This is a genomic window from Amycolatopsis sp. NPDC043887 (assembly GCF_056435665.1).
In genome coordinates this window covers 30,437-53,937 of record NZ_JBWKEB010000008.1, presented here as the reverse complement: position 1 = coordinate 53,937, position 23,501 = coordinate 30,437, and the positions used below count along the sequence as shown (strand labels likewise).

The window sequence follows — 23,501 nt, the reverse complement described above, 5'->3', positions numbered from 1 at the left end:
CGACGGGGGATCTTCCCCGGTCCGGGATGGCGGGCACGGTATCGGAACCCGCCCTGCCCTGGTAGCGAAACTACGATCTGTCACCAAAACGAGGGACAGAGCGTGGTCATCATCCGTCGTTTGCCGCAGTGGGCCGTTCGGGCGACGACCGCGCGTGACAACCCGGCTCACTATGACGAGTGATAAACCCGGTTTCATTCCGGCCGAAACGATTTCCCGAAACACTAATGGAAGGTAAAACCGAATACCGGCTCACGCCTTCGCGGAACCGGGGTCGCCTATTCAGAGCAGGTGAAGCCGTAGATAGTATGTGCGCTCCCCGTACCGCGCCACGGATGCAAGCCCCGGAGGAACCCATGCCCGACGTCGCGCGTCCTTACGCGGCGAGCAACGCCCTGGAGGACACCGGGCAGATGCCCGCGCTGTTCGTCCGCGAGCGCCAGCCCACTCCCCCGCCACCGCGCGCCACCGGCCCGGACTACGACCGGATCCAGCACGGCAAGGAGTTCGTCGCACTGCGCAAGACCTTCCGCCGGTTCGTGTTCCCGATGAGCCTGCTCTTCTTCACCTGGTACATGACGTTCGTGCTGCTGGCGGCCTACGCGCACGACTTCATGAGCCGGAAGGTATGGGGCGAGGTCAACGTCGGCATGCTGCTCGGGCTCGGCCAGTTCGCCAGCACGATCCTGATCACGATCGCCTACCTGAAGTTCACGAACAAGCGGCTCGACCCCAAGGTCGAGGCGCTGCGGGCCTCCGTCGGGGCGGGTGAGCGATGAGCATCCCCGACAACAACCCGGTGCTGAACATCGCGGTGTTCGCGCTCTTCGTCGCGATCACCCTGTACGTCGTGTACCGCGTCAGCACGCGTAACTCGTCCACTTCGGACTACTACGCGGCAGGCAGCGCCTTCACCGGGCGACAGAACGGCATCGCACTTTCGGGTGACTTCCTCTCGGCGGCGTCGTTCCTTGGTATCGCCGGGGCGATCGCGATCCACGGCTACGACGGCTTCCTGTACTCGATCGGGTTCCTCGTCGCGTGGATGGTCGACCTGCTGCTGATCGCGGAGCTGCTGCGCAACACCGGCCGCTTCACCATGGGCGACGTGCTGAGCTTCCGGATGAAGCAGCGCCCGGTCCGCGCCGCGGCCGCGACGTCGACCCTGGTGATCTCCTTCTTCTACATGCTCGCGCAGATGGCGGGCGCCGGCGGCCTGGTGGCGCTGCTGCTGGACATCCACGGTGGTATCGGCCAGGCGCTGGTGATCGGCGTCGTCGGTGTCGTCATGGTGCTGTACGTGCTGGTCGGCGGAATGAAGGGCACCACGTGGGTGCAGATCATCAAGGCCACGATCCTGTTGCTGACCGGTGCGCTGATCACCGTGTTCCTGTTCGGCAAGTTCGGCTTCAGCTTCTCGAATCTGCTCGCGGCCGCCGCCGACAACAGCCCGCTCGGTGACGAACTGCTGGAGCCGGGCGGCTCGTACGGCAAGAGCGAGGTCACGAAGCTCGACTTCGTCTCGCTGGCACTGGCCCTGGTCCTCGGCGCCGCCGCGCTCCCGCACGTGCTGATGCGCTTCTACACGGTGCCGAACTCGCGCGAGGCGCGACGCTCGGTGGTGTGGGCGACCGCGTGCATGACGATCTTCTATCTCTGCACCCTGGTCATCGGTTTCGGCGCGGCCGCGCTGGTCGGCCCGGAGGCGATCAAGAACGCGCCCGGCGGGGAGAACTCGGCGGCGCCGCTGCTCGCGCTGAACATCGGCGGCACCCTCCTGCTCGGCATCGTCTCGGCGGTGGCCTTCGCGACCATCCTCGCCGTCGTCGCCGGGCTGACGATCACCGCTTCGGCGTCCTTCGCGCACGACGTGTACGCGAACATCTTCAAGCGCGGCAAGGCCGAGCCGGCCGCGGAGGTCCGGGTCGCCCGGCTGACCGCGGTCGCCGTCGGGGCGCTCGCGATCGTGGGCGGCATCCTGGCGAACGGGCAGAACATCGCGTTCCTGGTGGCGCTGGCGTTCGCCGTCGCGGCGTCGGCGAACCTCTCGACGCTGCTGTACTCGCTGTTCTGGAAACGCTTCAACACCACCGGCACGCTGTGGGGCATCTACGGCGGGCTGATCGCGAGCCTGGTGCTCGTGTTCTTCTCGCCGGTGATGTCCGGGGCCGCGGACTCGATCATCAAGAGCGTCGACTTCCACTGGTTCCCGCTGAAGAACCCGGGCCTGGTGTCGATCCCGTTCTCGTTCCTGTGCGGGTTCGTGGGCACGTTCGTCGGCCGGTCGAAGGCCGATCCGGTCAAGCACGCGGAGATGGAGGTGCGGTCCCTCACCGGGATCGGCTCCTGACCCGCGCGCCATGAAAGGTCCTTTCCTTGCGAAATTTGCAAGGAAAGGACCTTTCATGGCATCCGGAGACCGTCCAGCACGATCGCGAGAAGCCGCTTCGTGTCCTCCTCCGAAGCCTTGCTCGCGGCCGAGCCCAGCCCATGGCCGAGCCGCAAGATGTCGACGCCCGCGACGTCGGGCCGGAGCACACCCTCGTCCTGAGCCGCCTTCACGATCGTGTCAGCAGCGGCCCGCAGGCGTGACTGGCACCAGCCGAAGACTTCGGAGCCCGCGTCGACGGACGCCTTCAGCGTCATCGCGAGCCCATGCTTCTCGACAACGTAGATGACGTGCGTGGCCAGCCAAGTCTCGAGTGCCTTGCCCGGCGGCAATTCGTCGAGCAGGTCGTACGCCTGCTGCGCCAGCCCGTCGATCTCGTCGCGGTAGACGGCCTCGATCAGCTTGTCGCGCGTCGGGAAGTGCCGGTACAACGTGCCCGCGCCGACACCGGCGCGTTTGGCGATGTCGTCGGCGGGCACGTCCACGCCGTCGGCGGTGAACGCCTCCTTCGCCACGGCCACGATGCGCTCGTAGTTGCGCCGCGCGTCCGCGCGCATGGGGCGGGCCGGATCGGCCGTGACCATCTGCACCTCCTCGGGCGACGAAAACGGAGACGTTCTCCGAATTCACTTGCGTAAGCGGAGACGGTCTCCATATCATCGCTCACGACCTCAAGTGGAGAATCTCTCCGCTTCATCTCGTTACGTCTTCGGAGTATTCCTTGACCGAGCGAACCCTGCGTGCCGAGCCCCGGCCCGAACCGGCCGAGGCCCCGCCACCTCCGCACCGGCTGGTCCTCCCGATCATCCTGACCTGCCAGCTCATGCTCATCCTCGACGCGACGGTGATGAACGTCGCGCTCCCGCGAATCCAGTCCGAACTCGGCTTCACCGATACTGGCCTGTCCTGGGTGATGACGGCGTACAGCCTGGTCTTCGGCGGCTTGCTGCTCCTCGGCGGCCGGGCGGGCGACTTGTTCGGCCGCCGCCGGACGTTCGTCGTCGGCGCGGCCGTGTTCACCGCCGCCTCCCTGCTCGGCGGCCTCGCCGGTTCGGCGGAACTGCTGATCGCCGCCCGGGTCGCGCAGGGCTTCGGCGCCGCGCTCGCCGGGCCGAGCACACTGGCGCTGATCACCAGCACGTTCACCGAAGCCAAGGCACGAGTGCGCGCGCTGGCGTTGTTCTCGGCGATGTCCAGCAGCGGTTTCGCGATCGGCCTGCTGCTCGGCGGGCTGCTGACCGAATGGATCTCGTGGCGTGCGGCGCTGTACATCAACGTCCCGTTCGGGCTCGCGATCGTGCTGCTCACTTCCCGGTACGTCGCCGATCCTCCACGACGGCGCGCCCGGCTGGATCTTCCCGGCGCGTTCACCGGCACCCTCGGCGTCGGCTCGCTCGTGTTCGCCTTCACCCACGCCGCTTCGCACGGCTGGGGCGACATGATCACCCTCGGCAGCCTCGCCGCCGGGGTGACGCTGCTGGCCGCGTTCCTCACCATCGAGACGAGGGTGCGCGAACCGCTGATCCCCCTGCGCCTGTTCGCCGAACGCGACCGCGCCGCGGCCTACGTCAACTTCTTCCTCGGGCCGATGGCGATGATGTCGATGTTCTTCTTCCTGACCCAGTTCCTGCAGGACATCGCGGGTTTCGCCGCACTGGAGACCGGCTTCGCGTTCCTGCCGATGGCGGTCTGCATGTTCCTCCTGAGCAGGCTGATCCCGAAGCTGCTCCCCCGGTTCGGGCCGAAGCCGCTCGCGCTGACCGGGACCGCGCTGATGACCGGCGGGGTCGTCTGGCTGACCACCCTGACCACGGACAGCGGCTACTTCTCGCATCTGCTCGGGCCGATGCTGCTGATGGGCGTGGGCGCCGGGCTGGCGTTCTCCCCGCTCAGCGTGATCATCATGGCGACGGTGCCCACCGACGACGCGGGTGCCGCCGGCGGCGCGCTGCAGACGTCGCAGCAGGTCGGGGCGACATTGGGGCTGGCGATCCTGATCACCGTGTTCGGCGCGGCGACCCGCACGCCGTCCGGGAGCCCGGCGGAGACTGCCGTCGCCGGGATGACCGCGGCGTTCACCGCCGCGGCCGTCGTGACGGCGGTGTCGTTCCTGGTGGCACTGACCTTCCGGCGCCGGCTTAGAGCTTGACGCCCGCCTGGACCTTGTGCGTGACCTTGCGCTCCATCACGAACGAGAAGAACGGGATGCAGCCGGCGATCAGCACGAGGAGCGTGCCCTTCATCGACCAGCGGGCCTTGATCGCGAGGTCGACCGCGAGCAGCAGGTAGATCAGGTAGAGCCCACCGTGGACCATGGGGATCATCTTCACGAACTGGGGAAGTTCCACGCGGAAGACGTACTGCAGCAGCATTTCGACGACCAGCCCGAGCAGGGCCACACCGGTGGCGTACGCCGCGACGCGGAACCGGATCAGCGGTCCGCCCAACGAGACCGGGCGGGCCGGGGCGGCGTCGTCAGTTCGGGTGGTCATAGGGTCTCGAACCTCTCTGGGGACTACTTGTCGCGGGCGTTGAGTTCGCGCAGGTACCTGTTGTACGCGGCGAGCTCGTCGTCCTCGGGGGGCGGCGGCGCCGGAGCCCGTCGCTGCCGGGGAGCGGGCACTTCGGGGACGGCGGTCTCGGCCACCGTCTCCTGGGCGTCGGCCTCGGCGGCGCGACGGCGGAGCTTGCGGATCCGCCAGAACATGAAGGCGGGGAACAGTCCGAACAGCGGCCACTGCAGAACGTAGCCGAGGTTCTGGAACGTCCCGCTGGCCGAGGAGAACCGCTCCCACTGCCACCACGCGAGCCCGCAGCACAGCGCCAGGCTCACCAGGCAGACGCCGGCGATGCCGAGACGGCGCAGGGTGACGGACGAAGCGGGCACATATCGACGCTAGCACTGGGCGCGCGGCGAAACATCGCCGACCTGGGCGCTCGGGACCTTGGTCCCGAGCCGCGACCTCGCGCGTGAGGCGAAGGTGTCGTGAGTGAGTTGGGGGCGTGCCGCCGGTGCACAGATGGCGGTTTCGCGTGACCGGATGGACGACACACGTGATTGAACGGACGCGCACACCGGTCCGTGAAGGCCCCCTTGCCTACCCTGAAGGTAGTGAAGGAGGCCCTCACTACCCACCGATGTGACGCCTTGTGACGCTGGGACAGCCGTGACGCCTGGAAGCCTTCACAGAACGATCCGACCGGGCCGAATCGCTCACGAACGCGAGGCGACGGCCTTCGCGTAGTCGTCCGCCAGCCCGAAGACCTTCTGCGCGTACTCGGTCGAGTTGTTGTACGACAGGATTCCCTGCCACCACCCCGATGCGGCCGACATGTCCCGGTTGTTCACGCACAGGTACCGCGCCGCCGCCAGCGTCGCGTCGTCGATCTGCTGCGGGTCGCCGAGGCCGTCGCGGTTGCCGTCGGCGGCGTACCGGCGCCAGGTGCTGGGGATGAACTGCATCGGGCCGACCGCGCGGTCGACGGCCGCGTCGCCGTCGAATTGGCCGCCGTCGGTGTCGCCGATCGCCTTCACGCCGGGCGATCCGTCGAGCGGGACGCCGATGATCGGCTTCGACGGCCGTCCGTCCTGGCCGAGGACGGCGCCGCCGTACTGACCGTGGTTCGACTCGATCCGGCCGATACCCGCCAGGGTCGCCCACGAGATCTTGCAGTTCGGCTGCATCTGGCGCATCGCCAGCTCGGCGTTGCCGTAGGCGAGCAGCGCCCTCGCCGGGATGCCGGTGGCCTGCGCCGCCCGCTCGGTCCAGGCGGTCAGCGGGTCCTTGCCCGGCTTCGGTTGCGCCTGCTGCGGCGCGGTCTGCTGGGTGGCGCCGCCCGCGAGGGTGGCGTTGACCGGGGCGACCGAACCGGGTTTGACGTCCGCCGCCTTGACCTGCAGCGCGGGGATCTCCATCGTCGTGGGGCTCGCGACCGGGGCGGACGCCTTGGTCACCAGCCAGATCCCGCCGCCGGCGAGGCCGAGCACGGCCAGCACGATCACCAGCCTGCCGAATACGGCGGCGCCCACCCCGCGGCGTGGCGGAGCGGGCGTGGCCGGGTCGGCGACGAGCTCGTCGTTTTCCGGGGTGGTGCGCACGAAGCGGGTCCTCCAGCGTGGGCGGCGATCACGACCGATGCTCGAACAACGAGCCCGCGCAGGTTAGCGTTACGCGGTCGCCGGAATCGCCCTTGCCACGCCGGTTCACCCGCGCGTGCGAGAAGTTCTCATCAGGCGGACTTCTGCTGCCTCGCCAGCCGCGCCACGCACCAGGCCGGGGCGCTGCCGCGACGGAGGTGCTGCAAAACGGTCATCGGGCCGAGACGGCGGCTCAGGTCGGACGGGGCGAGCCCGGCCGCGCGGTAGTCGAGCGCACGCTGGTCGAGCGGGCTGATGCCGGCGTCCCACCAGGCTTCGGCCTCGGCGACGCCGCCGACCATCTGCCACCAGCCGGCGGCCGCGACGAGCAGCTCCTGTGGGACCTCCGGGAGACGACGGCGCATGGCGTCGAGGTAGCCGGGATCGGCGGCCTCGACCGGCGCCCAGCGCCCCTGGCCGGACTGCTGACGCTGGCCGGGGATTCCGGGAGCCTGCCTCGGCACATCGGCCAGCCACGCCGACGCGATGCGATCGGCTTCCTGCTCCTCGGGGGTCTGCTCACGCTCGGCCGCCCACTGCCGGATCAACGCATCGACTCCGGGATCTCCGGTCATCCCTGCCTCCTCATGATTCCCCGACTGACAAGCCCTGACTTACTTGCCCGGCTGAAAGTTCCGCTGCCGTGAGGCTTGCACCTGCGGAAACTCCTCGCCCAGGAGGCCGGCTCCGGCGCCTGGAGGACCAACCGATCACGCAATGTGAGCACCGTAGGGGCGCGGAGGTCTTTTCCGCCAGAGCTTCCAGGGCACGAATTCGTCGACCAGCGGGTTTTCGGGGGCAATCCACCCGGATGGTCGAGTCATCCGACCGAAATCCGAGACGGGTGACGCTGAGTGATAACCGCTGGTGGCCGCGCACAGCGATCACCGGCATCACCAGGGACGCCGGTGATCGCCGCGATGGGTCAGGAGAAGAGGCTCCGGACGAACGTCACGATGGCTTCGGCACCGGACCGGAGCCAGCCGAGCGCGGTGTGGACGGCGTCGGCGGATTGCGTCGGCCTGCTGATCAGAAAGAAGAGCACGAGCGCGACGACGGCGATCACAACGAATTTCTTCAAGCCGGGCGACATGGCTCCATCCCATCACACCGTAGTGTCCAGACGATGACTCCGCGCGCACTGCGGACTTTGTCACCACTTTAAGGAGAATCGGGCCCTGTTGCCCACCCGGTTTCCCCGAGGGAGCGATCGATGAGCGAAAACGTTCTTGTCCACCGGGAGGGGCCGGTGACGACGATCACGCTGAACCGCCCCGAGTCGCGCAACGCCGTGGACGGTCCGACGGCGAACGCTCTGGCGGACGCGTTCCGCGCGTTCGACTCCGACGAACAGGCCGCGGTCGCCGTCCTCACCGGTTCGGGTGACGCCTTCTGCGCCGGAGCCGATCTGAAGGCCGTCGGCACCGGCCGCACCAACTCGCTCAGCCCGGCGGGTGACGGGCCGATGGGCCCGACGCGCATGGCGCTGTCGAAGCCGGTGATCGCCGCGGTCCGCGGGCACGCCGTCGCGGGCGGCCTGGAACTGGCGCTGTGGTGCGATCTCCGGGTCGCCGACAGCACTGCCGTGTTCGGCGTGTTCTGCCGCCGCTGGGGGGTGCCGCTGATCGACGGCGGCACGGTGCGCCTCCCCCGGCTGATCGGGCATTCGCGGGCGATGGACCTGATCCTCACCGGCAGGCCGGTGGACGCCGACGAGGCGCTCGCGATCGGGCTTGCGAACCGGGTCGTGCCGGATGGCGAGGCCCTGGCGGCCGCGCAAGCGCTGGCACGCGAACTGGCCGCGTTCCCCCAGGCGTGTCTGCGCGCGGATCGCAAATCCGCGTACGGCCAGTTCGGACTGACCGAGGACGAGGCGATGCGCGCCGAGTTCTCGAACGCGCTGATCGGCGGAGGGCTCGCCGAGGAGGCCGTCGCGGGCGCGAGCCGGTTCAGTGACGGCGCGGGGCGTCACGGCAGTTTCGACGGCCCACGGCTCTAGGGTCTGTCGGATGACAGAAACCGGAGTCGCGCTCAGACCGGTCTACGAAGACGACCTGCCGATGCTGGAAGCGCTGACGAACGATCCGCGGGCCGCGGGCACGTTCGAATGGCACGGCTGGCACGACCCGCACTTCCTGCGCCGCCGCTGGGCCGAGACCGGCATGCTCGCGGCGGACAACGGGATGCTGATGATCGAGCTCGACGGGCAGCGGCTCGGTTTCGTCTCCTGGCACAAGACGAGGACGGGCTCGACGTCGTACTGCTGGAACGCCGGGCTCGTGCTCATCCCCGAGGCACGCGGCCACGGCTACGGAACCGAGGCGCAGCGGTTGCTGGTCCGCTACCTCTTCGCGCACACGCAGATGAACCGGGTCGAGGCGTCGACGGAGGCGGGCAACCTCGCCGAGCAGCGCTCCCTGACGAAGGCGGGCTTCACCCGGGAGGGTGTGCTGCGCGGCTACGGGTTCCGGGACGGCGCCTGGCGCGACCACATCCTCTATTCGGTGGTGCGATCGGACCTGGGCCCCGCGAATGGGAAGGCCGGTTAGAGCCGATCGTGTCTTGGCTACCTACCGCCGACGCGCGTGACGGGATGGACGACTCGCGGCGGGGCCCGGCCACGGTCGTGTCGTCCCACCAATCACGCGTGTCGTCCGCCGGATCACGTGACATCGCCGGTGCGGTCTCGTGAGTGGTAAGGACGGTTAGAACCGTCCTTACCACTCACGAGGCCGATCACTAAGCGATCGTCCCGGCGGCCCTGAGCCGTTCGATCCCCTCGGCGTCCACGCCGAGTTCGGCGAGGACCTCGGCGGTGTCGCCACCCTTGGGCCGAGGCGGTTCCGGCGTCTCGGCCGGCGTGCGGTCGAACCTCGGCGCCGGCGCGGGCTGCAGCATGCCGCCGACGTCGATGAACGTCTTGCGCGCGACGTTGTGCGGATGCGACGGCGCCTCCTTCGGGGAGAGCACCGCCGTCAGGCACGCGTCGGTGCCCTCGGCCTTCGCGACCAGCTCGTCGCGGGTGTGCTTCGCGACGGCTTCGGCGACGATCTTGCGCAGCTTCGGCCACTCGTTCTTGTCGACGTGGACCGGGGTCTCCTCGGGGTCGAGGCCGAGCACCTTCACCAGGTCGCCCCAGAACCGCATCTCGATCGCGCCGATGGCGACGTATTTGCCGTCGGCGGTCTCGTAGGTGTCGTAGAACGGCGCGCCGCCGTCGAGCATGTTCTCGCCGCGCCCACCGGACCACAACCCGGAATCCAGCAGCCCGTGCAGGCTGGTGGTCAGCAGCGCCGCACCGTCCACCATGGACGCGTCGACCACCTGTCCCTTGCCGGACGTCTGGCGTTCGAACAGCGCCGCCAGCACACCCATGGCGAGCAGGAGGCCACCGCCGCCGAAGTCACCGACGAGGTTGAGCGGCACCACCGGCCGCTGCCCGGCGTGCCCGATGGGTTCGAGCGCGCCGGAGATGCCGATGTAGTTGATGTCGTGCCCGGCGACGGTCGCCAGCGGGCCGTCCTGGCCGTAGCCGGTCATCCGGCCGTAGACCAGCCGCGGATTGCGGGCGTGGACCTGTTCCGGCCCGATGCCCATTCGCTCGGCGACGCCGGGGCGGAAACCCTCGATGAGCACGTCGGCGTCGTCGGCGAGTTTCAGCACCAGTTCGACGCCCTCGGGGGTCTTGGTGTTGATCCCGATCGACCGCCTGCCGCGCGCGAGCGGATCGTTCGGGAACCCGATGACGTCGTTGCCCGGTGTCGCCCGGTCGATCCGGACGACCTCCGCGCCGAGATCGGCGAGGATCGTGCAGGCGAACGGCGCCGGGGCGAGCCCGGCCAGTTCGACGACCTTGAGCCCGCTGAGCGGGCCGGCCTTTTTCGCCACGTTCTTCCTTCCTACGCCAACGGTTTCTCAGAGCGTGCGAGAGATGATTTCCTTCATGATCTCGCTGGTGCCACCGAAGATGCGGGAGATCCGGATGTCGGCCCACGCGCGCGCGATCGGGTACTCGGTCATGTAGCCGTAGCCGCCGAAGAGCTGCAGGCAGTCGTCGACGACCTTGTTGACCCGTTCGGTGGTCCACAGCTTCGCCATCGCCGCGCCCTGCACGTCGAGTTCCTTGCGCAGGTGCCGTTCGATGCACTGGTCGAGGAACGCGCGGGACACCGCGGCCTCGGTCGCGGCCTCGGCGAGCTTGAACTTCGTGTTCTGGAAGTTGTAGACCGGGCGGCCGAACGCCTGGCGGTCCTTGGTGTAGGCGATGGTCTGGTCGATCGCGGCCTCCATCCCGGCGACCGCGGTGACGGCGATGATCAGCCGTTCCTGCGGCAGCTGCTGCATGAGCTGGATGAAGCCGAGACCTTCCTGTGCGCCGAGGAGGTTGGCGGCGGGCACGCGGACGTCGTCGAAGTTCAGCTCCGCCGTGTCCTGCCCCTTGAGGCCGATCTTGTCGAGGACGCGGCCGCGGCTGAAGCCGGGCGTGTCGGTCTCGACGGCGATCAGCGAGACACCCTGCGCGCCCGCCTCCGGGTCGGTCTTCACCGCGACCACGACGAGGTCGGCGTGGAAACCGTTGGTGATGAACGTCTTCGCGCCGTTGATCACGTAGTGGTCGCCGTCGCGTACCGCGCGGGTCTTGATGTTCTGCAGGTCCGAACCGGTGCCGGGCTCGGTCATCGCGACCGCGCCGACCATCTCGCCGGAGGCGAACTTCGGCAGCCACGCCTTCTTCTGCTCTTCGTTCGCGTACTCGAGGATGTAGTGCGCGACAATTCCATTGTGGACGGTGACGCCCCAAGCGCTGTCACCGGACCGGGCCTGCTCTTCGTAGAGCACGGCTTCGTGGGCGAACGTGCCGCCGCCACCGCCGTACTCCTCCGGGATGGACAGGGCCAGCAGGCCGACCTCGCCCGCCTTCGTCCACAGCTCGCGGTCGACCTTCTTCTCGGCCACCCAGCGCTCCTGGTTCGGCACGAGTTCCTTCTGGCAGAAGGTCCGGGCGAGGTCCCGGAGGTCTTCGAGCTCCGTCGTGCTCCACGAACTCTTCTGGATCTGCAAGGGCACGGCCAACGCCTCCTGATCGGACCTGGAAAACATGACGCTTAGGATGTAAGTTCCATTCGGAATGTACATCCGTACCGAGCTGCACGTAAAGGGGGCCGGAGCCGGTGAGCGTGCTCGGCAGGACCCACCGCACCCAGGCCGAGCGGCGCGAGCAGACCCGCACCGCGCTGCTCGACGCGACCATCGACTGCCTGGTCGACCTCGGCTACGCGCGCACCTCGGTCCAGGAGATCTGCGCCCGCGCCGGCGTCTCGAAGGGCGCCGTGCAACATCACTTCTCCGCGAAGGCCGAACTCATGGCGGCCGCCGTCGAGCATCTGACCGAAAAGCTGCGCGGGCGGCTCGCGGCGTCGATCACGGCGCTTCCCGGCGGCGCCTCGGGGGTCGCGGCGGCGATCGACCTGCTGTGGGAGGGCTACTCGGGCACGCTGTCCACGGCCGCCACGGAACTGTGGGTCGCGGCGCGCACCGACCCCGAACTCCGCGAGGCGATCCGCCCGGTCGACAGGGCGCTGGGCCGCTCGACGCTGGAGCACGTCACCGCGGTCGCCGGGGATCTGCCGAAGGAACGCGCGGAGATCCTCTTCTGGCTGACCGTGAACCTCACCCGGGGACTGGCGCTGGACGCCGAACTCGGCGGCGATCCGAAGCGACGGCGGCAACTGCTCGACGAATGGAAGCGCGTCGCGGTGATGTTGTACGAGGACACCTCCTCTTAGCACGCACGAAAGCACCTTGACCAGAGCACAGCTGACACTTATCCCGTCGGCCGATCCGTGGTGGAATTCCTTGCTGGACAACCGAACCGGCGGAGGAGTCGACCATGAACGCGCCGCAGCAGCAGCCGTACCAACCGACTGGCCCGTTCGGCGCAGTACCGCCCGCCACCGCACCGCGCCCGCCGTCCGACGTGCGGCTCCCCCGCCTCTTCGCCGCGATGATGGGGGTTTTCGCCGGCCTGCTGGTCCTTCTCGCGACTTTTCTCCCGCAGTCGACGTACGAGCAAGTGTCCGACGGCAAGGCGGTGTCGAAATTCGCCGAGACCGGCTGGACGCGGATCTTCGACATCGAACCGTCGGCGGAGGAGAAGGAGTTCTACGACAAGACGCATGTCGCCCGCTACGGCATCCCGCTGTCCGCCGCCGCGCTGACCCTGTTCGCCGGGGCCGCGGTGGGTTTCGCCGCGTACCAGCGCAATTCGGGTTCGCCCGCCGCGACGACGTCGAGGACGCTCCTCATCGCGGGCGGGGCGGGGACCGCGGTCGGCGTCTGGATGCTCGGCATGGACATCTCGGCGAGCCTGAGCTTCGGACAGGACACCGGCCGGTTCGTCTCGCGTTATGGGACCGGGAGCGGATTCTGGATCCTGCTCGCCGGCGGGCTCGTGGCGTTGCTCACGGTCGGGCTGGCGGTCGTGGCCAACCGTCGTGAACCGGCGCCGCCCCCACAGGCCCCTTACCCGGTCACCTACACCCCTTATGCTCCCGGTGTCCCTCAGCAGCAGTATCCGCAGGCCTACGAGCCGCCGTCGCCCCCGACGCCGCCCGCGGGATCCGCGTTGCAGCAGCAGGACATCCTGCGCCCGTCCCCGGACAATCCGCCACGACCCGACAATACGTGAAACTGATTCATATCAGCACTGGACAGTCTCCATACCGGCGGTATGCTGTACTCGTCGGTAACACCTGGGCTCTGCGTGGCGCCTTCCGGCTCCGCGCGGCATGGAACGGAGACGGCATGACGAGCACGACACCGGCGAGTGCGGGCCAGCACACCGAAGGACCGTCCACCATCGGCGGCGTTCCCGGCGCCCCCGCCATGACGAGGGCGGAACGGCTCGTGCGCCGGGTCGTGGGCGGTGCGGACTCGGCGCCCGTCCAGATGCGCGCGCCCTTCACCGGACAGCCGATCGCGACCCTTCCCCAAGCCACCGACGCCGACGTCCGCGCCGTGTTCGACCAGGCGCGGGAAGCTCAGCGCGCATGGGCCGAGCGACCGGTCGAAGACCGCCAGCGCATCCTGATCCGCCTGCACGATCTGGTGCTGAAGCGGCAGGAAGAGGCGCTCGACCTCGTGCAGATCGAGGCGGGCAAAGCACGGATGGACGCCTTCGACGAAGTCAGCGCCACCGCGCTCGTGGCCGCCTACTACGGCAAGCACAGCGCGAAGTTCCTGTCGCCGCGCCGCGCCGCCGGGCTGATCCCGGTGTTGACGAAGGTCGGCGAGATCCGGCACCCCAAGGGTGTCGTCGGGATCATCTCGCCGTGGAACTACCCCCTCGCGCTGACCGCGATGGACGTCCTGCCCGCGCTCGCGGCGGGCAACGCCGTCGTGCAGAAGCCGGACAACCAGACCGCGCTCTCAGCGCTGTGGCTGCAGGAGGTCGCCGAGGAGGCCGGGCTGCCCGCCGGTGTCTGGCAGATCGTGCTCGGCCGGGGTTCGCAGATCGGCGACGCGCTGGTCGAAGAGTCGGACTATCTCTGCTTCACCGGATCCACCCCCACGGGCAAGGGCCTCGCCGCGAAGGTGGCGGAGCGGCTGACGAGCTACTCACTCGAACTCGGCGGCAAGAACCCGATGATCGTGCTGCCCGACGCGGACATCGCCAAGACCGCCACGGGCGCGGTGACCGCGTGCTTCTCCTCCGCGGGGCAGCTGTGCGTCTCGGTCGAGCGCATCTACGTGCACGAGTCGATCCGCGAGGAGTTCACTCGCGCGTTCGTCGCCAAGACCGCCGCGCTGCGGCTGGGCGGCGCCCTGGACTACCAGGCGCAGATGGGATCCCTGACCTCCGAGGCCCAGCTGGAGACGGTGTCGGCGCACGTCGAGGACGCCCGCTCCAAGGGCGCGAAGGTGCTCACCGGTGGCAAGGCGCGGCCCGACCTCGGCCCGCTGTTCTACGAGCCGACCGTGCTCACCGACGTCACCGAAGACGTCAAGCTGTTCGCCGAGGAGACCTTCGGGCCGGTCGTGTCGATCTACGGCTACACCGACGTCACCGACGCGATCGAGCGGGCCAACGACACGAAGTTCGGGCTGAACGCGAGCGTGTGGTCGCGCAACGGCCGGGCGGGCTGGGAGGTCGCGGCGCGGCTGAAGGCCGGGACCGTCAACATCAACGAAGGCTTCGCGGCGACTTTCGGGACCGTGGGCCTGCCGATGGGCGGGATGAAGGAGTCCGGCGTCGGGCGGCGCAACGGTGCCGAAGGCCTGCTCAAGTACACCGAGGCCCAGGCGATCGCTTTGCAGCGCGGGATGCCGCTGCGCCCCGGCCGCGGAATCCCGCCGAAGCTCTGGGTGCGGGCACTGAGCACGAGTCTGAAAGCCCTGCGCCGCCTCCCGCGCCGCTGATCCCCCTCCCGCATTTCGTCCTCTGAACGCGGTACTTGCACACGCAAGGATCGCATTCAGAGGACGAAACGCGGCTAGGAGGAAGAGGTCGGAGCGGCCAGCAGGCCCCGGTCGTAGGCGATCGCGACCGCCTCGGCCCGGCGGCTCGCGCCGAGTTTCGCCATCACGCGCGAAAGGTGGACGCTCACCGTCTTCTCGCTGATGTACAGCTCTTCACCGACCTGCCGGTTGGTCCGGCCGAGCGCGACGCGCTCCAGCACGTCGCGCTCCCGATCGGTGAGCGGATCGACGACGTCACGACGCGGCGCCGCGGCCTCCCCGGGAAGCTCGACGCGCGCCCTGTGGCTGAGCTCCCGGACGGCTTCGCGCAGCGGGCAGGCGCCCAGCCGATCGGCCACCGCGTGCACGGCCAGCAGCTCCGACGCGGCGAGCGCGGTGTCGCCGTCCGAAGCCAGCAGGGATTTCGCGTGCTGCAGACGGCACATGGCCTGCTCGTACACCGCGCCGTACCCGAACGCCTCGACCGCCTTCGCCCACAGCGCCGGATCCCCCGCGCCGCGCAGGCTGCCGCCGAGCGCCTCCAGCCGGGCTAGCCACGCCAGCGCTTCCGGGCCCAGCGACACCGAACGCGGGATGCCGTGTTCGGCGCAATGGCGGCCGTGGGCGAGGAACTTCTCGCCCGATTCCACCGCGGCCTCGACTGCCGCCTGATCACCACGTACCCGTGCCTCGGCGGCCTGGGCGACGGCCGCCGTGAGACCGTGCACGCTGATCCGGATGCCGCCCAGCACGGCGGGTTCGACCTCTTCGAGCCAGTCGATCAGCTCATGCGCATGACGCACCGCACCCGCGTGATCTCCTCGCCACGACGCGAGCTGGATCGCGGCGTCGCCCGCCGCGAGCGCGATCGAGTAGTCCGCGCTCCAGTGCTGACGGAGGCTGGGCAGGATCTTGTCCGCGTCCGCGAACCGGCCCCTGCCGACGACGAACTGTGCCCAGATCCCCAGGAAGCGCCCGGCGACGACACTCGAAACACCGCGGCCCGCGCGGCCGGCGTCGTCGTCTTCCGGCCAATCCCCGCTGACGTACCGCAGCGTGAGGTGTTTGGTCCGCAGCTCGATGCCGAACGAGCTCCAGGTCAGCCCGGTCTCCTTGGCCCGCTTGATGCCCTTGGCGTAGTACTTCAAGGCGGAATGGATCTCTGCCCTGTCGTCGTAGCTCAGCCCGAGGAAGTGCAGGGCCCGTAGCTCGCCGTTGAGCGCGCCGGAATCCCTGGCCTTCCGCTCGGCCTCGCGCAGCCTCTCCCGCGCCTCCTCGACGTCGCCCGCCGAATCGGCCAGCGTCCCGAGCGAGACCAGCGCCGCCGCCTCCGCCCCGCCCGCGCCGACGGCCCTGGCGTCGGCGACCGCGGCCAGCGCGCACTGCAGCGCCTCGTCGTGCCTGTCGATCAGCCGCAGGATCCCGGCGCGGGTGGCGAGCACCCAGGCCCGCGCGGCACTCGCCTCGGTGTGTTCGACCAGCTCCCAGGCCTTGTCGATCGCCTCGACGACCTCGTCCAGCGTGCCGTCGACCGAAAGCAGCGCCTCGGCGTGCCGTCGCCAGACCTTGGCGGCCCGCTCGTTGCCGGTGTCCGGGCCCAAGGCCTCGGTCGCGGACCGCGAATAGGCGACCGCGCGCTCCGGCTCCCCCGACGTGCTCGCGAAATACGACGCCTCGTGCAGAAGGCGGAGCTCGTCGACGTCCGACGGCCGGTCCGCCGCGGGCACGGCGTCCCAAATGGACAGTGCCTGCTCGACGTGCCTCAGCGCGGAGCCGGGCGCGCCCAGCTTCTCCGCTTCGTCCATCGCGCGCAGCAACGCGGCCAGTGCGGTGACGAAGTCCTTGCTCTCCATGCTGTGGTGCGCGAGCCGCGCGTCCTGGCCCCGGCCTTGTGTGCGGTTACGGATGCGTGCCGCGTACGCCGCGTGCATGCGCACCCGCTCCCCCGGCAACAGGTCGCCGTACACGGCTTCCTGCAGCAGCGCGTGACGAAAGGTGTAGAAACCGTTCTCGATCACCAACACGTGATGCTGCACGGCCTCGCGCAGCGCCTCGTCGAGTTCGAGTTCGTCCAGGCCGGAGATCTCGGCGAGCGCGGCGTGCGCCACCGCGTCCTTCGCGACCGAGACCACGCGCAGCACCCGGCGCGTGATCTGCGAAAGCTGCTCCACCCTGGCGAGGAGCACTTCGGCCAGCCCGGCGGGGAGCTCGCGGCAGTCCTTCGCGGACGCGAGCAGCTCCTCGACGAAGAACGGATTGCCCTCGGACCGGGTGACGATGTCGGCGATCAGGTCCTGGCCGATCGGCTCGTCGGCCAGCGCCTCGACGAACGCGCGCGCGTCCTCGGCGCCGAACGGCTTGACCTCGACACGTTCGACCGCGCCCAGCCGCACCACCTCGGACAGCACCGCTCGGAGCGGATGCCGCCGGTGGACGTCCTCCTCGCGATAGCTCGCCACCACCAGCAGCCGCTGGGTGCGCAGCCTCGTCAGCAGGAAGGACAGCAGGTTCCGGGTGGAACCGTCGGCCCAGTGCAGATCCTCCAGCAGGATCACCACGGGCCGGCGCTGCGCGATGACGGTCAGCACCCCCAGTACCGCGTCGAACAGCTGGAGCTGGCCGAGGTCCCGTTCGGGCCCGAGGCGCTGCGTCGACACCCGTTCGCTCGCGGTGAGCTGACCGTCTTCGATGGCGGGGTAGTCCTCCGCCTGCTGCATCTGCGGGAGCAGCCTGCCCAGCGCCGGCCGGGCCCGGAGCGCGGCGGTGACCGCGGGATCGGACGTCGTCGCCAGCGGCGCCAGCGCCTCGGCGAACGGAAGATAGGGAAGACCGCCCTCATGGACGTCGATACAGCGCCCGGTGAGCACCAGGGCGCCCGCGCCCGCGGTGTACTCGCCGAGCGCGGTCAGAAGGCGGGTCTTGCCGACGCCGGCGTCACCGGAGAGCAGCACCGCGCCGGCCTCGCCCCGTTCTGCACGGGCGAAGGCGGCGCGGAGCTGCCGCATCTCCTGTGTGCGGGCGACGATCGGGATTCCGGAGCCAAGACGGGGCACGAGGTGCATTCTTGCCTACCGGGCCGACAACTTCGCCTGTGTTTTCGCCGAGAGCTTCATCGCACTCGACCTCTACCGGGTGATGTCGCCGCTGCGGGCGGGCGCCTGCCGGACCTCTCGGCGCTCCTGGGCGGGCACCTGGACTTCGGCGCGCTGAGCGCGGATCCGCTTACTCGCCCGGCGGGCCCGCTCGACCCATATGCTGCGGCCCGCTCGCTGCAGCTCTTCCCGGCGGTACTCGACCTCGGCCAGTACGCCGGTGAGCAAAGCGTCGTTCGTGTTCATCACTGTCTCCCCTTAGGAACTTCACTGCCTTGTTGGTAGTGAAGAGATTCGTCCTGAGGGGTGCCCTGAGGCATCGGGTGATCACCTACACCCGGACGTGATTCGACCCCTTACGCCGGCCCATCCCCTGCTCGGGGGGCGTAAGGGGTCGAGTTCGGGGATCTTCAGTCGTGAGCGGGGCCACTCGTGCGCACGGCGCCGAGCAGCCCACGCCAAGCCTGCGGCGAGAGGCGGAAGGCACCTCCCTCAGGGTCCTTGGAGTCCCTCAGCGCGGCACCGGAACCGGTGAAGGCGACCTCGACGCAGTCGTTGCCGCCACCGCTGTGGCTGCTCTTGAACCACCGGGCCTGGGAAAGATCATCGTTGGGCGTCATGCTCCCCGCTCCTTACTTGTTTCCAGGGACTTCTCCGGAAGGGCCGCCTGTTCGGCGAACCTTCCGGCGGCCTCGGCGATCACCTCGACCGAGTCGTCCGGCTTCAACGCGGCGGCACGCAGATGGTCGAACATCAACGCGTATCGCCGGACGTCCGGGGGTTCCTCCAGGTACAGCCCGCTGGAGGTGCTGTCGACGTAGACCACGTCGGTGTCGGCCAGTTCGGGGAAGCCCATGATGAGGAACGGACCCTCCATCCCGGGATGGGCACCCGCGCCGAACGGCACGATCTGGACGGTCACGTTCGGCTGCGCCGCCATCGTGACCATCCGGTACAGCTGCTCCGCCATGACCTCGGGGCCGTCGACCACGCGGTGCAGGACCGCTTCGTCGATGACGGCCCAGTACTCCGGGGGCGAGGGATCGGTCAGCAGTTCCTGCCGCGCCATCCTCGCCGCCACCCGGCGCCTGATCTCGGCGTCCTCGGCGTCGGGCCGCATCGCCCTGATCACGGCCTTGGCGTACCGCTCGGTCTGCAACAGGCCCGGGACCAGCAGCGCCTGGAACGCCCGCAGCGAACTCGCGTCCGCCTCCAACCCGACGAAGGTGCCGGTGAACACCTCGTTATACGCGTGCCACCAGCCGCGTTTGCGGGCTTCCCTGGCCAGCTGGACGAGCGCTTCCTGCTCGTCGCCCGCGATGCCGTACAGCTCGAGCATGTCGCGCGCGTCGCGCGGGGTGACACCGACATGCCCCGTCTCGATGCGGCTGACCTTCGACGCCGAGCATTCGAGCTTCTCACTCACCTCGTCGATCGTGAGGTCGGCCGCCTCGCGCAACCGCCTCAACTCGCTCGCCAGCCGCCGGCGGCGCACGGTGGGTCCCTGACCCCTCGTCATCACGGCACCCTCCACAAGCTGTCCGAGCAACACCGATCGCGACACGGCGAGGAGAACAGTGTTCAGTAACCTCGCACGAAGCACATCTAACCAGCCCGAGACACATTCGGTGAGATGGTCACACGACCATTTTCACCCACGCCTCGATTTTCATCCTGCAATTTGCAGATTGCCGTTGTAGGTTGAGCATTGTGCAACGCGGTACGCCCGCCCTCACCGGCGGCAGCGGATCCGCTCGCGGCACAGGCGCGGGGCCGCGAGCTGCACCGATGGGCTTTCGGAAGGATACCCGTCGAAGCCGGATTCACCCCCGGTGCGGGGCCGGAGCCGTCCCCCGATCGGTTCCGGCCCTCCCTTTATGCCCGCATCCATTCCGTAATGCTCTGGCTCCAGATGTTAATTCGTTTCGCCATTCCCTCTAAAGGGTGGACAAGACGACATCTCCGATGCGGAACGTCACCGTTCACACGACCCGCAGAAGACCTTCCTGCACCACGGTGGCGATATGCGTTCCGTCCGCGGCGAAGAACCGGCCGGTCGCCAGCCCGCGGGCACCCGACGCGGTCGGCGATGCGCTGTCGTAGAGGAACCACTCGTCGGCCCGGAACGGACGGTGGAACCAGAGCGCGTGGTCGAGGCTCGCGCCCAGCACCTTGTCGAGATCCCAGTAGACGCCGTGGCGCGCGAGGACCGAGTCCAGAAGCGTCATGTCGGAGGCGTAGGTCAGCACGCAGACGTGCAGCAGCTGCTGGTCCGGGAGCTTGCCGTCGGCCCGCATCCAGACCTGGTTCCTGGCGGGCCGGTCGCCCGATTTCCTGGTCACCCACGGCGGATCGTTGACGTAACGCAGGTCGATCGGGCGCGGCCGGTCGAGATGACCCATGAAGTACCCCTCGGCCCGCTCCTGCAGCGTCGGGAGCGACTCGGGGTCGGGGACGTCCGGCATGGTCTCGGAGTGTTCGATACCGCCTTCGTCCTTCTGGAACGAGGCGGACAGGGAGAAGATCGCCTTGCCGTGCTGGATGCCCACGACGCGGCGAGTGGTGAACGAGCGGCCGTCGCGGATGCGGTCGACCTCGTAGACGATCGGGACACTCGGGTCGCCGCCGCGGATGAAGTACGCGTGCAGCGAGTGGACCTTCCGCTCCTCGGGGACCGTGCGGCCGGCGGCGACCAGCGCCTGCCCCGCGACCTGCCCGCCGAACACCCGCACCGGCGAATGGGCGGGCGAGACACCTCGGAAGATGTTCTCCTCGATCTTCTCCAAGTCCAGCAGCGCGACCAGCCGGTCGAGCACGGGCTGTCCGCCCACCCCACCGGCGTTGTCGAAACCGGCCGCGGCTTCCCTGGCCATCTCAGTCATGTCCTGAACTTTAGGCCGTGCGGGTGCCGTGGGCCCGGGTGAGGCGGGACGTTTGTCGCGAAGGCCACCTTCGGTACACCTTGGACTCTCGGGGCGGCTGGCGGCCGACATCTCCGGCGAGGGGGCGGTACGGGCGGTCGGGCCAAGACGAAGTGAAGGCCTCCTTCCCTACTCTGACGGTGGGGAAGGAGGCCTTCACGGCACAGTCGCGGCCTCGTGAGCCGACGTCAGGCGTGGTCGTCCTCGCCGAGGCGGTGCACCCGGATGAGGTTGGTCGAGCCGACGGTCCCGGGCGGGGAACCGGCCACGATGACCACCAGATCGCCCTTTGCGTACTTGCCCATTTCGAGCATCGCGTGGTCGACCTGCTGGATCATCTGGTCGGTGGAGCCCACCTTCGGCACGATCCGCGTCGTGGTGCCCCAGGTCATCGCGAGCTGGCTGCGGACGCTCTCCTCCGGCGTGAACGCCAGCAGCGGCAGCCGCGTGTGCAGCCGCGCGAGCCGCCGGACGGTGTCACCGGACTGGGTGAAGGCGACCAGCGCCTTGGCGTTGAGCCGCTCGCCGATGTCCCGCGCCGCGTAGGAGATGACGCCTCGCTTGGTGCGCGGGACGTGCGACAGCGGAGGCACGACCGGCGAGTCGGTCTCGACGGCTTCGATGATCCGGCCCATGGTCTTGACCACGTCGATGGCGTAGCGGCCGACGCTGGTCTCACCCGAGAGCATGAGCGCGTCCGCGCCGTCGAGCACCGCGTTGGCGACGTCCGAGGCCTCGGCGCGCGTCGGACGGGAGCTGTTGATCATCGACTCGAGCATCTGCGTCGCGACGATGACCGGCTTCGCGTTCTCGCGGGCGATCTGGATGGTGCGCTTCTGCACCAGCGGGACCTGCTCCAGCGGGAGTTCCACGCCGAGATCACCGCGGGCGATCATCACCGCGTCGAAGGCCAGCACGATGGCTTCGAGGTTGTAGACCGCTTCGGGCTTCTCGATCTTCGCGACGACCGGGAGGCGTCCCTTGCCGACGCGGTCCATCACCTGGTGGACCAGGTCGATGTCGGCGGGTGAGCGGACGAACGAGAGCGCGATGAAGTCCACGCCGAGTTCGAGCGCGAACTCGAGGTCTTCGATGTCCTTTTCGGACAGCGCCGGCACGGAGACGTCCATGCCCGGCAAGGAGACGCCCTTGTTGTTGCTGACGGGGCCGCCTTCAGTGACCTCGCAGACGACGTCCGGGCCGTCGACCTCCTTGACCACGAGGCCGACCTTGCCGTCGTCCACGAGGAGACGGTCGCCGGGCTTCGCGTCGTCGGCGAGTCCCTTGTAGGTGGTCGAGACGCGGTCGTGGGTTCCCGCGACGTCCTCGACGGTGATGCGCACGATGTCGCCGTTGTGCCACTCGACCGGGCCACCCGCGAAGGTGCCGAGACGGATCTTCGGCCCCTGGAGGTCGGCGAGGATGCCCACCGCGCGGCCCGATTCGGCGGCGGCGGTGCGGATGAGGTCGTAGACCTGCTTGTGGTCGCTGTGCGTCCCGTGGCTGAAGTTCATCCTCGCGACGTCCATCCCGGCGTCGACGAGTTGCCGCATCTTCTCCGGCGTAGCGGTCGCGGGGCCCAGGGTACAAACGATCTTCGCGCGTCGGCTCACGTTCGCACAGCGTAGTCCCTCATCGCGGATACGTCTGTACCGATACCGAAAGTTCAAGAAAAGTGTCAGTCGACCTGGCGATGAGGGCAACCGTCGACCAGCGTTCGGTGGTTATCGTCGCGGCTTCTCGCTCGGCCCGACGCGGTCACGCGCCCACTCGTTGAACGCGCGGACCTGCCGCCATGCTTTCCGCACCCGGTCGAGCGTGCCCCGTTCGTGCAGGACGTCGTCCGGCTCCCAGCCGCGGACGGCGTACACGGAGCGGTACTTCAGCAGGTCGATGCGGGGATGGTCCTCGGTGAAGCCGCGCGGCTTCGACTTGAGCCTGTCCCCCTTGATCTCCCAGCCCGCCTTCTCCAGCTTCGCGAGGATCTTGGCCAGCTCGGCGCCTCGCAGTTCGGTGTCGACGGCCTTGCGGAAGCGGGCGAGCTGATCGGACTCGAAGTGGAAGCAGCCGCCGCCGACACGCAGCCCGGCCGGGCCGACCTCGACGTAGTACGCGCCGCCGCCGCGGCCCTGTTCGATCACCGCGCCGCAGTGGGTCTTGTACGGCGTCTTGTCCTTGGCGAACCGGACGTCGCGGTACGGACGGAAGACCTTGCCCTCGCCGAAGCCGTCGCCGAACTCCGGGACCAGCTCGGCGAGCAGCGCCTCCATCGGCGCGCGGACGTCGGCCTTGTAGGTGGCGAGATTCGCGTCCCAATAGGACTTGGAGTTGTCCGCCTCGAGACCGTCGTAGAAGTCGATGGCGTACTCGCCGAAACCCTCGAAAGCCATACGCAGACCGTAATCCTCACCTCCGACAGAAGCGCGTGAAGGCCCCCCTCCCTCGGCTGAGCCGAGGGAAGGGGGCCTTCACGCGCGCCCGAGGGAGGCTTACCTGGGCAGCGT

At 68.9% G+C, this 23,501-nt stretch carries 23 protein-coding genes; 8 read left to right on the top strand and 15 right to left on the bottom strand.

Features of this window, described 5'->3' with window-relative positions; genetic code table 11:
* Positions 1-356: 356 nt before the first annotated feature.
* The gene (locus AC069H_RS21940; protein WP_478230023.1) at positions 357-779 is read left to right on the top strand and encodes a DUF485 domain-containing protein; all 423 of its coding nucleotides are present in this window, start codon (positions 357-359) and stop codon (positions 777-779) included.
* Positions 776-2,350 (top strand): solute symporter family protein, encoded by a 1,575-nt coding sequence (locus tag AC069H_RS21935; protein WP_340685105.1) that lies wholly within the window; start codon positions 776-778, stop codon positions 2,348-2,350. Before AC069H_RS21940 ends, AC069H_RS21935 begins: the two co-directional genes overlap by 4 nt.
* A 53-nt stretch (positions 2,351-2,403) precedes the next feature.
* Here the strand turns inward: AC069H_RS21935 and AC069H_RS21930 are convergent, their stop codons facing one another.
* A complete protein-coding gene (locus AC069H_RS21930; protein ID WP_478230037.1) occupies positions 2,404-2,973 on the bottom strand; it encodes a TetR/AcrR family transcriptional regulator in 570 nt (189 codons plus the stop codon).
* A 137-nt stretch (positions 2,974-3,110) separates the two neighbouring features.
* Here AC069H_RS21930 and AC069H_RS21925 point away from each other — a divergent pair, with 137 nt between their 5' ends.
* Positions 3,111-4,538 (top strand): MFS transporter, encoded by a 1,428-nt coding sequence (locus AC069H_RS21925; RefSeq protein WP_478230022.1) that lies wholly within the window; start codon positions 3,111-3,113, stop codon positions 4,536-4,538.
* Here the strand turns inward: AC069H_RS21925 and AC069H_RS21920 are convergent.
* The 5 genes from AC069H_RS21920 to AC069H_RS21900 all read right to left on the bottom strand — a co-directional run bounded on the left by AC069H_RS21920 (position 4,528) and on the right by AC069H_RS21900 (position 7,608).
* Entirely contained in the window at positions 4,528-4,881 is a 354-nt protein-coding gene (locus AC069H_RS21920; RefSeq protein WP_034322453.1) for a DUF3817 domain-containing protein, read from the bottom strand. The two genes, AC069H_RS21925 and AC069H_RS21920, sit on opposite strands and share 11 nt — an antisense overlap.
* Positions 4,882-4,904: 23 nt before the next feature.
* Complete coding sequence (locus AC069H_RS21915) at positions 4,905-5,276, bottom strand: hypothetical protein (protein WP_340685101.1); 372 nt, start codon at positions 5,274-5,276, stop codon at positions 4,905-4,907.
* Positions 5,277-5,603: 327 nt separating this feature from the next.
* Complete coding sequence (locus tag AC069H_RS21910; protein ID WP_478233629.1) at positions 5,604-6,488, bottom strand: lytic transglycosylase domain-containing protein; 885 nt, start codon at positions 6,486-6,488, stop codon at positions 5,604-5,606.
* 131 nt (positions 6,489-6,619) lie between these two features.
* Positions 6,620-7,102: a helix-turn-helix transcriptional regulator gene (locus AC069H_RS21905; RefSeq protein ID WP_478230020.1), complete on the bottom strand. Its 483-nt coding sequence runs from the start codon at positions 7,100-7,102 to the stop codon at positions 6,620-6,622.
* 350 nt (positions 7,103-7,452) lie between these two features.
* Entirely contained in the window at positions 7,453-7,608 is a 156-nt protein-coding gene (locus AC069H_RS21900; protein WP_162182762.1) for a hypothetical protein, read from the bottom strand.
* Positions 7,609-7,740: 132 nt separating this feature from the next.
* Here AC069H_RS21900 and AC069H_RS21895 point away from each other — a divergent pair, with 132 nt between their 5' ends.
* Both AC069H_RS21895 and AC069H_RS21890 read left to right on the top strand, forming a co-directional pair.
* Positions 7,741-8,526 (top strand): crotonase/enoyl-CoA hydratase family protein, encoded by a 786-nt coding sequence (locus AC069H_RS21895; RefSeq protein WP_478230019.1) that lies wholly within the window; start codon positions 7,741-7,743, stop codon positions 8,524-8,526.
* 10 nt (positions 8,527-8,536) lie between these two features.
* Complete coding sequence (locus AC069H_RS21890) at positions 8,537-9,076, top strand: GNAT family N-acetyltransferase (protein WP_478233628.1); 540 nt, start codon at positions 8,537-8,539, stop codon at positions 9,074-9,076.
* 190 nt (positions 9,077-9,266) lie between these two features.
* Here the strand turns inward: AC069H_RS21890 and AC069H_RS21885 are convergent, their stop codons facing one another.
* Positions 9,267-10,415, bottom strand: a complete 1,149-nt coding sequence (locus AC069H_RS21885; RefSeq protein WP_478230017.1) for a CaiB/BaiF CoA transferase family protein — start codon at positions 10,413-10,415, stop codon at positions 9,267-9,269.
* A gap of 27 nt (positions 10,416-10,442) precedes the next feature.
* A complete protein-coding gene (locus tag AC069H_RS21880; RefSeq protein ID WP_478233855.1) occupies positions 10,443-11,594 on the bottom strand; it encodes an acyl-CoA dehydrogenase family protein in 1,152 nt (383 codons plus the stop codon).
* 104 nt (positions 11,595-11,698) lie between these two features.
* On the opposite strand from AC069H_RS21880, the gene AC069H_RS21875 reads away from it, so the two are divergent.
* The 3 genes from AC069H_RS21875 to AC069H_RS21865 all read left to right on the top strand — a co-directional run bounded on the left by AC069H_RS21875 (position 11,699) and on the right by AC069H_RS21865 (position 14,945).
* The gene (locus AC069H_RS21875) at positions 11,699-12,313 is read left to right on the top strand and encodes a TetR/AcrR family transcriptional regulator (RefSeq protein ID WP_478230016.1); all 615 of its coding nucleotides are present in this window, start codon (positions 11,699-11,701) and stop codon (positions 12,311-12,313) included.
* 104 nt (positions 12,314-12,417) lie between these two features.
* Positions 12,418-13,215 (top strand): hypothetical protein, encoded by a 798-nt coding sequence (locus tag AC069H_RS21870; RefSeq protein ID WP_478233627.1) that lies wholly within the window; start codon positions 12,418-12,420, stop codon positions 13,213-13,215.
* 116 nt (positions 13,216-13,331) lie between these two features.
* Entirely contained in the window at positions 13,332-14,945 is a 1,614-nt protein-coding gene (locus AC069H_RS21865) for a succinic semialdehyde dehydrogenase (protein WP_478233626.1), read from the top strand.
* A 74-nt stretch (positions 14,946-15,019) separates the two neighbouring features.
* Here the strand turns inward: AC069H_RS21865 and AC069H_RS21860 are convergent, their stop codons facing one another.
* The 7 genes from AC069H_RS21860 to AC069H_RS21830 all read right to left on the bottom strand — a co-directional run bounded on the left by AC069H_RS21860 (position 15,020) and on the right by AC069H_RS21830 (position 23,387).
* The gene (locus AC069H_RS21860; protein WP_478230008.1) at positions 15,020-18,046 is read right to left on the bottom strand and encodes a helix-turn-helix transcriptional regulator; all 3,027 of its coding nucleotides are present in this window, start codon (positions 18,044-18,046) and stop codon (positions 15,020-15,022) included.
* 63 nt (positions 18,047-18,109) lie between these two features.
* Complete coding sequence (locus AC069H_RS21855) at positions 18,110-18,322, bottom strand: hypothetical protein (protein ID WP_340685091.1); 213 nt, start codon at positions 18,320-18,322, stop codon at positions 18,110-18,112.
* 164 nt (positions 18,323-18,486) lie between these two features.
* Positions 18,487-18,696 carry a DUF397 domain-containing protein gene (locus AC069H_RS21850; RefSeq protein ID WP_125675531.1) on the bottom strand — a complete coding sequence of 70 codons (210 nt, stop codon included), beginning with the start codon at positions 18,694-18,696 and terminating at the stop codon, positions 18,487-18,489.
* Positions 18,693-19,595: a helix-turn-helix domain-containing protein gene (locus AC069H_RS21845; protein WP_478230007.1), complete on the bottom strand. Its 903-nt coding sequence runs from the start codon at positions 19,593-19,595 to the stop codon at positions 18,693-18,695. Before AC069H_RS21845 ends, AC069H_RS21850 begins: the two co-directional genes overlap by 4 nt.
* 463 nt (positions 19,596-20,058) lie before the next feature.
* Positions 20,059-20,958 carry an acyl-CoA thioesterase II gene (gene tesB, locus AC069H_RS21840; protein ID WP_034322491.1) on the bottom strand — a complete coding sequence of 300 codons (900 nt, stop codon included), beginning with the start codon at positions 20,956-20,958 and terminating at the stop codon, positions 20,059-20,061.
* Positions 20,959-21,185: 227 nt separating this feature from the next.
* A complete protein-coding gene (gene pyk / locus AC069H_RS21835) occupies positions 21,186-22,610 on the bottom strand; it encodes a pyruvate kinase (protein ID WP_043848002.1) in 1,425 nt (474 codons plus the stop codon).
* Between the two features lie 111 nt (positions 22,611-22,721).
* Positions 22,722-23,387, bottom strand: coding sequence for a DUF2461 domain-containing protein (locus AC069H_RS21830; protein WP_478230006.1), 666 nt, complete (start codon positions 23,385-23,387; stop codon positions 22,722-22,724).
* Between the last annotated feature and the right edge of the window lie 114 nt (positions 23,388-23,501).

Coding starts and splice junctions, on each gene's coding strand:
- tesB (WP_034322491.1), bottom strand. CDS start 20,958: ATGACTGAGATGGCCAGGGAAGCCGCGGCCGGTTTCGACAACGCCGGT.
- AC069H_RS21920 (WP_034322453.1), bottom strand. CDS start 4,881: ATGACCACCCGAACTGACGACGCCGCCCCGGCCCGCCCGGTCTCGTTG.
- AC069H_RS21870 (WP_478233627.1), top strand. CDS start 12,418: ATGAACGCGCCGCAGCAGCAGCCGTACCAACCGACTGGCCCGTTCGGC.
- AC069H_RS21940 (WP_478230023.1), top strand. CDS start 357: ATGCCCGACGTCGCGCGTCCTTACGCGGCGAGCAACGCCCTGGAGGAC.
- AC069H_RS21855 (WP_340685091.1), bottom strand. CDS start 18,322: ATGAACACGAACGACGCTTTGCTCACCGGCGTACTGGCCGAGGTCGAG.
- AC069H_RS21930 (WP_478230037.1), bottom strand. CDS start 2,973: ATGGTCACGGCCGATCCGGCCCGCCCCATGCGCGCGGACGCGCGGCGC.
- AC069H_RS21905 (WP_478230020.1), bottom strand. CDS start 7,102: ATGACCGGAGATCCCGGAGTCGATGCGTTGATCCGGCAGTGGGCGGCC.
- AC069H_RS21845 (WP_478230007.1), bottom strand. CDS start 19,595: ATGACGAGGGGTCAGGGACCCACCGTGCGCCGCCGGCGGCTGGCGAGC.
- AC069H_RS21830 (WP_478230006.1), bottom strand. CDS start 23,387: ATGGCTTTCGAGGGTTTCGGCGAGTACGCCATCGACTTCTACGACGGT.
- AC069H_RS21860 (WP_478230008.1), bottom strand. CDS start 18,046: ATGCACCTCGTGCCCCGTCTTGGCTCCGGAATCCCGATCGTCGCCCGC.
- AC069H_RS21890 (WP_478233628.1), top strand. CDS start 8,537: ATGACAGAAACCGGAGTCGCGCTCAGACCGGTCTACGAAGACGACCTG.
- AC069H_RS21865 (WP_478233626.1), top strand. CDS start 13,332: ATGACGAGCACGACACCGGCGAGTGCGGGCCAGCACACCGAAGGACCG.
- AC069H_RS21935 (WP_340685105.1), top strand. CDS start 776: ATGAGCATCCCCGACAACAACCCGGTGCTGAACATCGCGGTGTTCGCG.
- AC069H_RS21895 (WP_478230019.1), top strand. CDS start 7,741: ATGAGCGAAAACGTTCTTGTCCACCGGGAGGGGCCGGTGACGACGATC.
- AC069H_RS21850 (WP_125675531.1), bottom strand. CDS start 18,696: ATGACGCCCAACGATGATCTTTCCCAGGCCCGGTGGTTCAAGAGCAGC.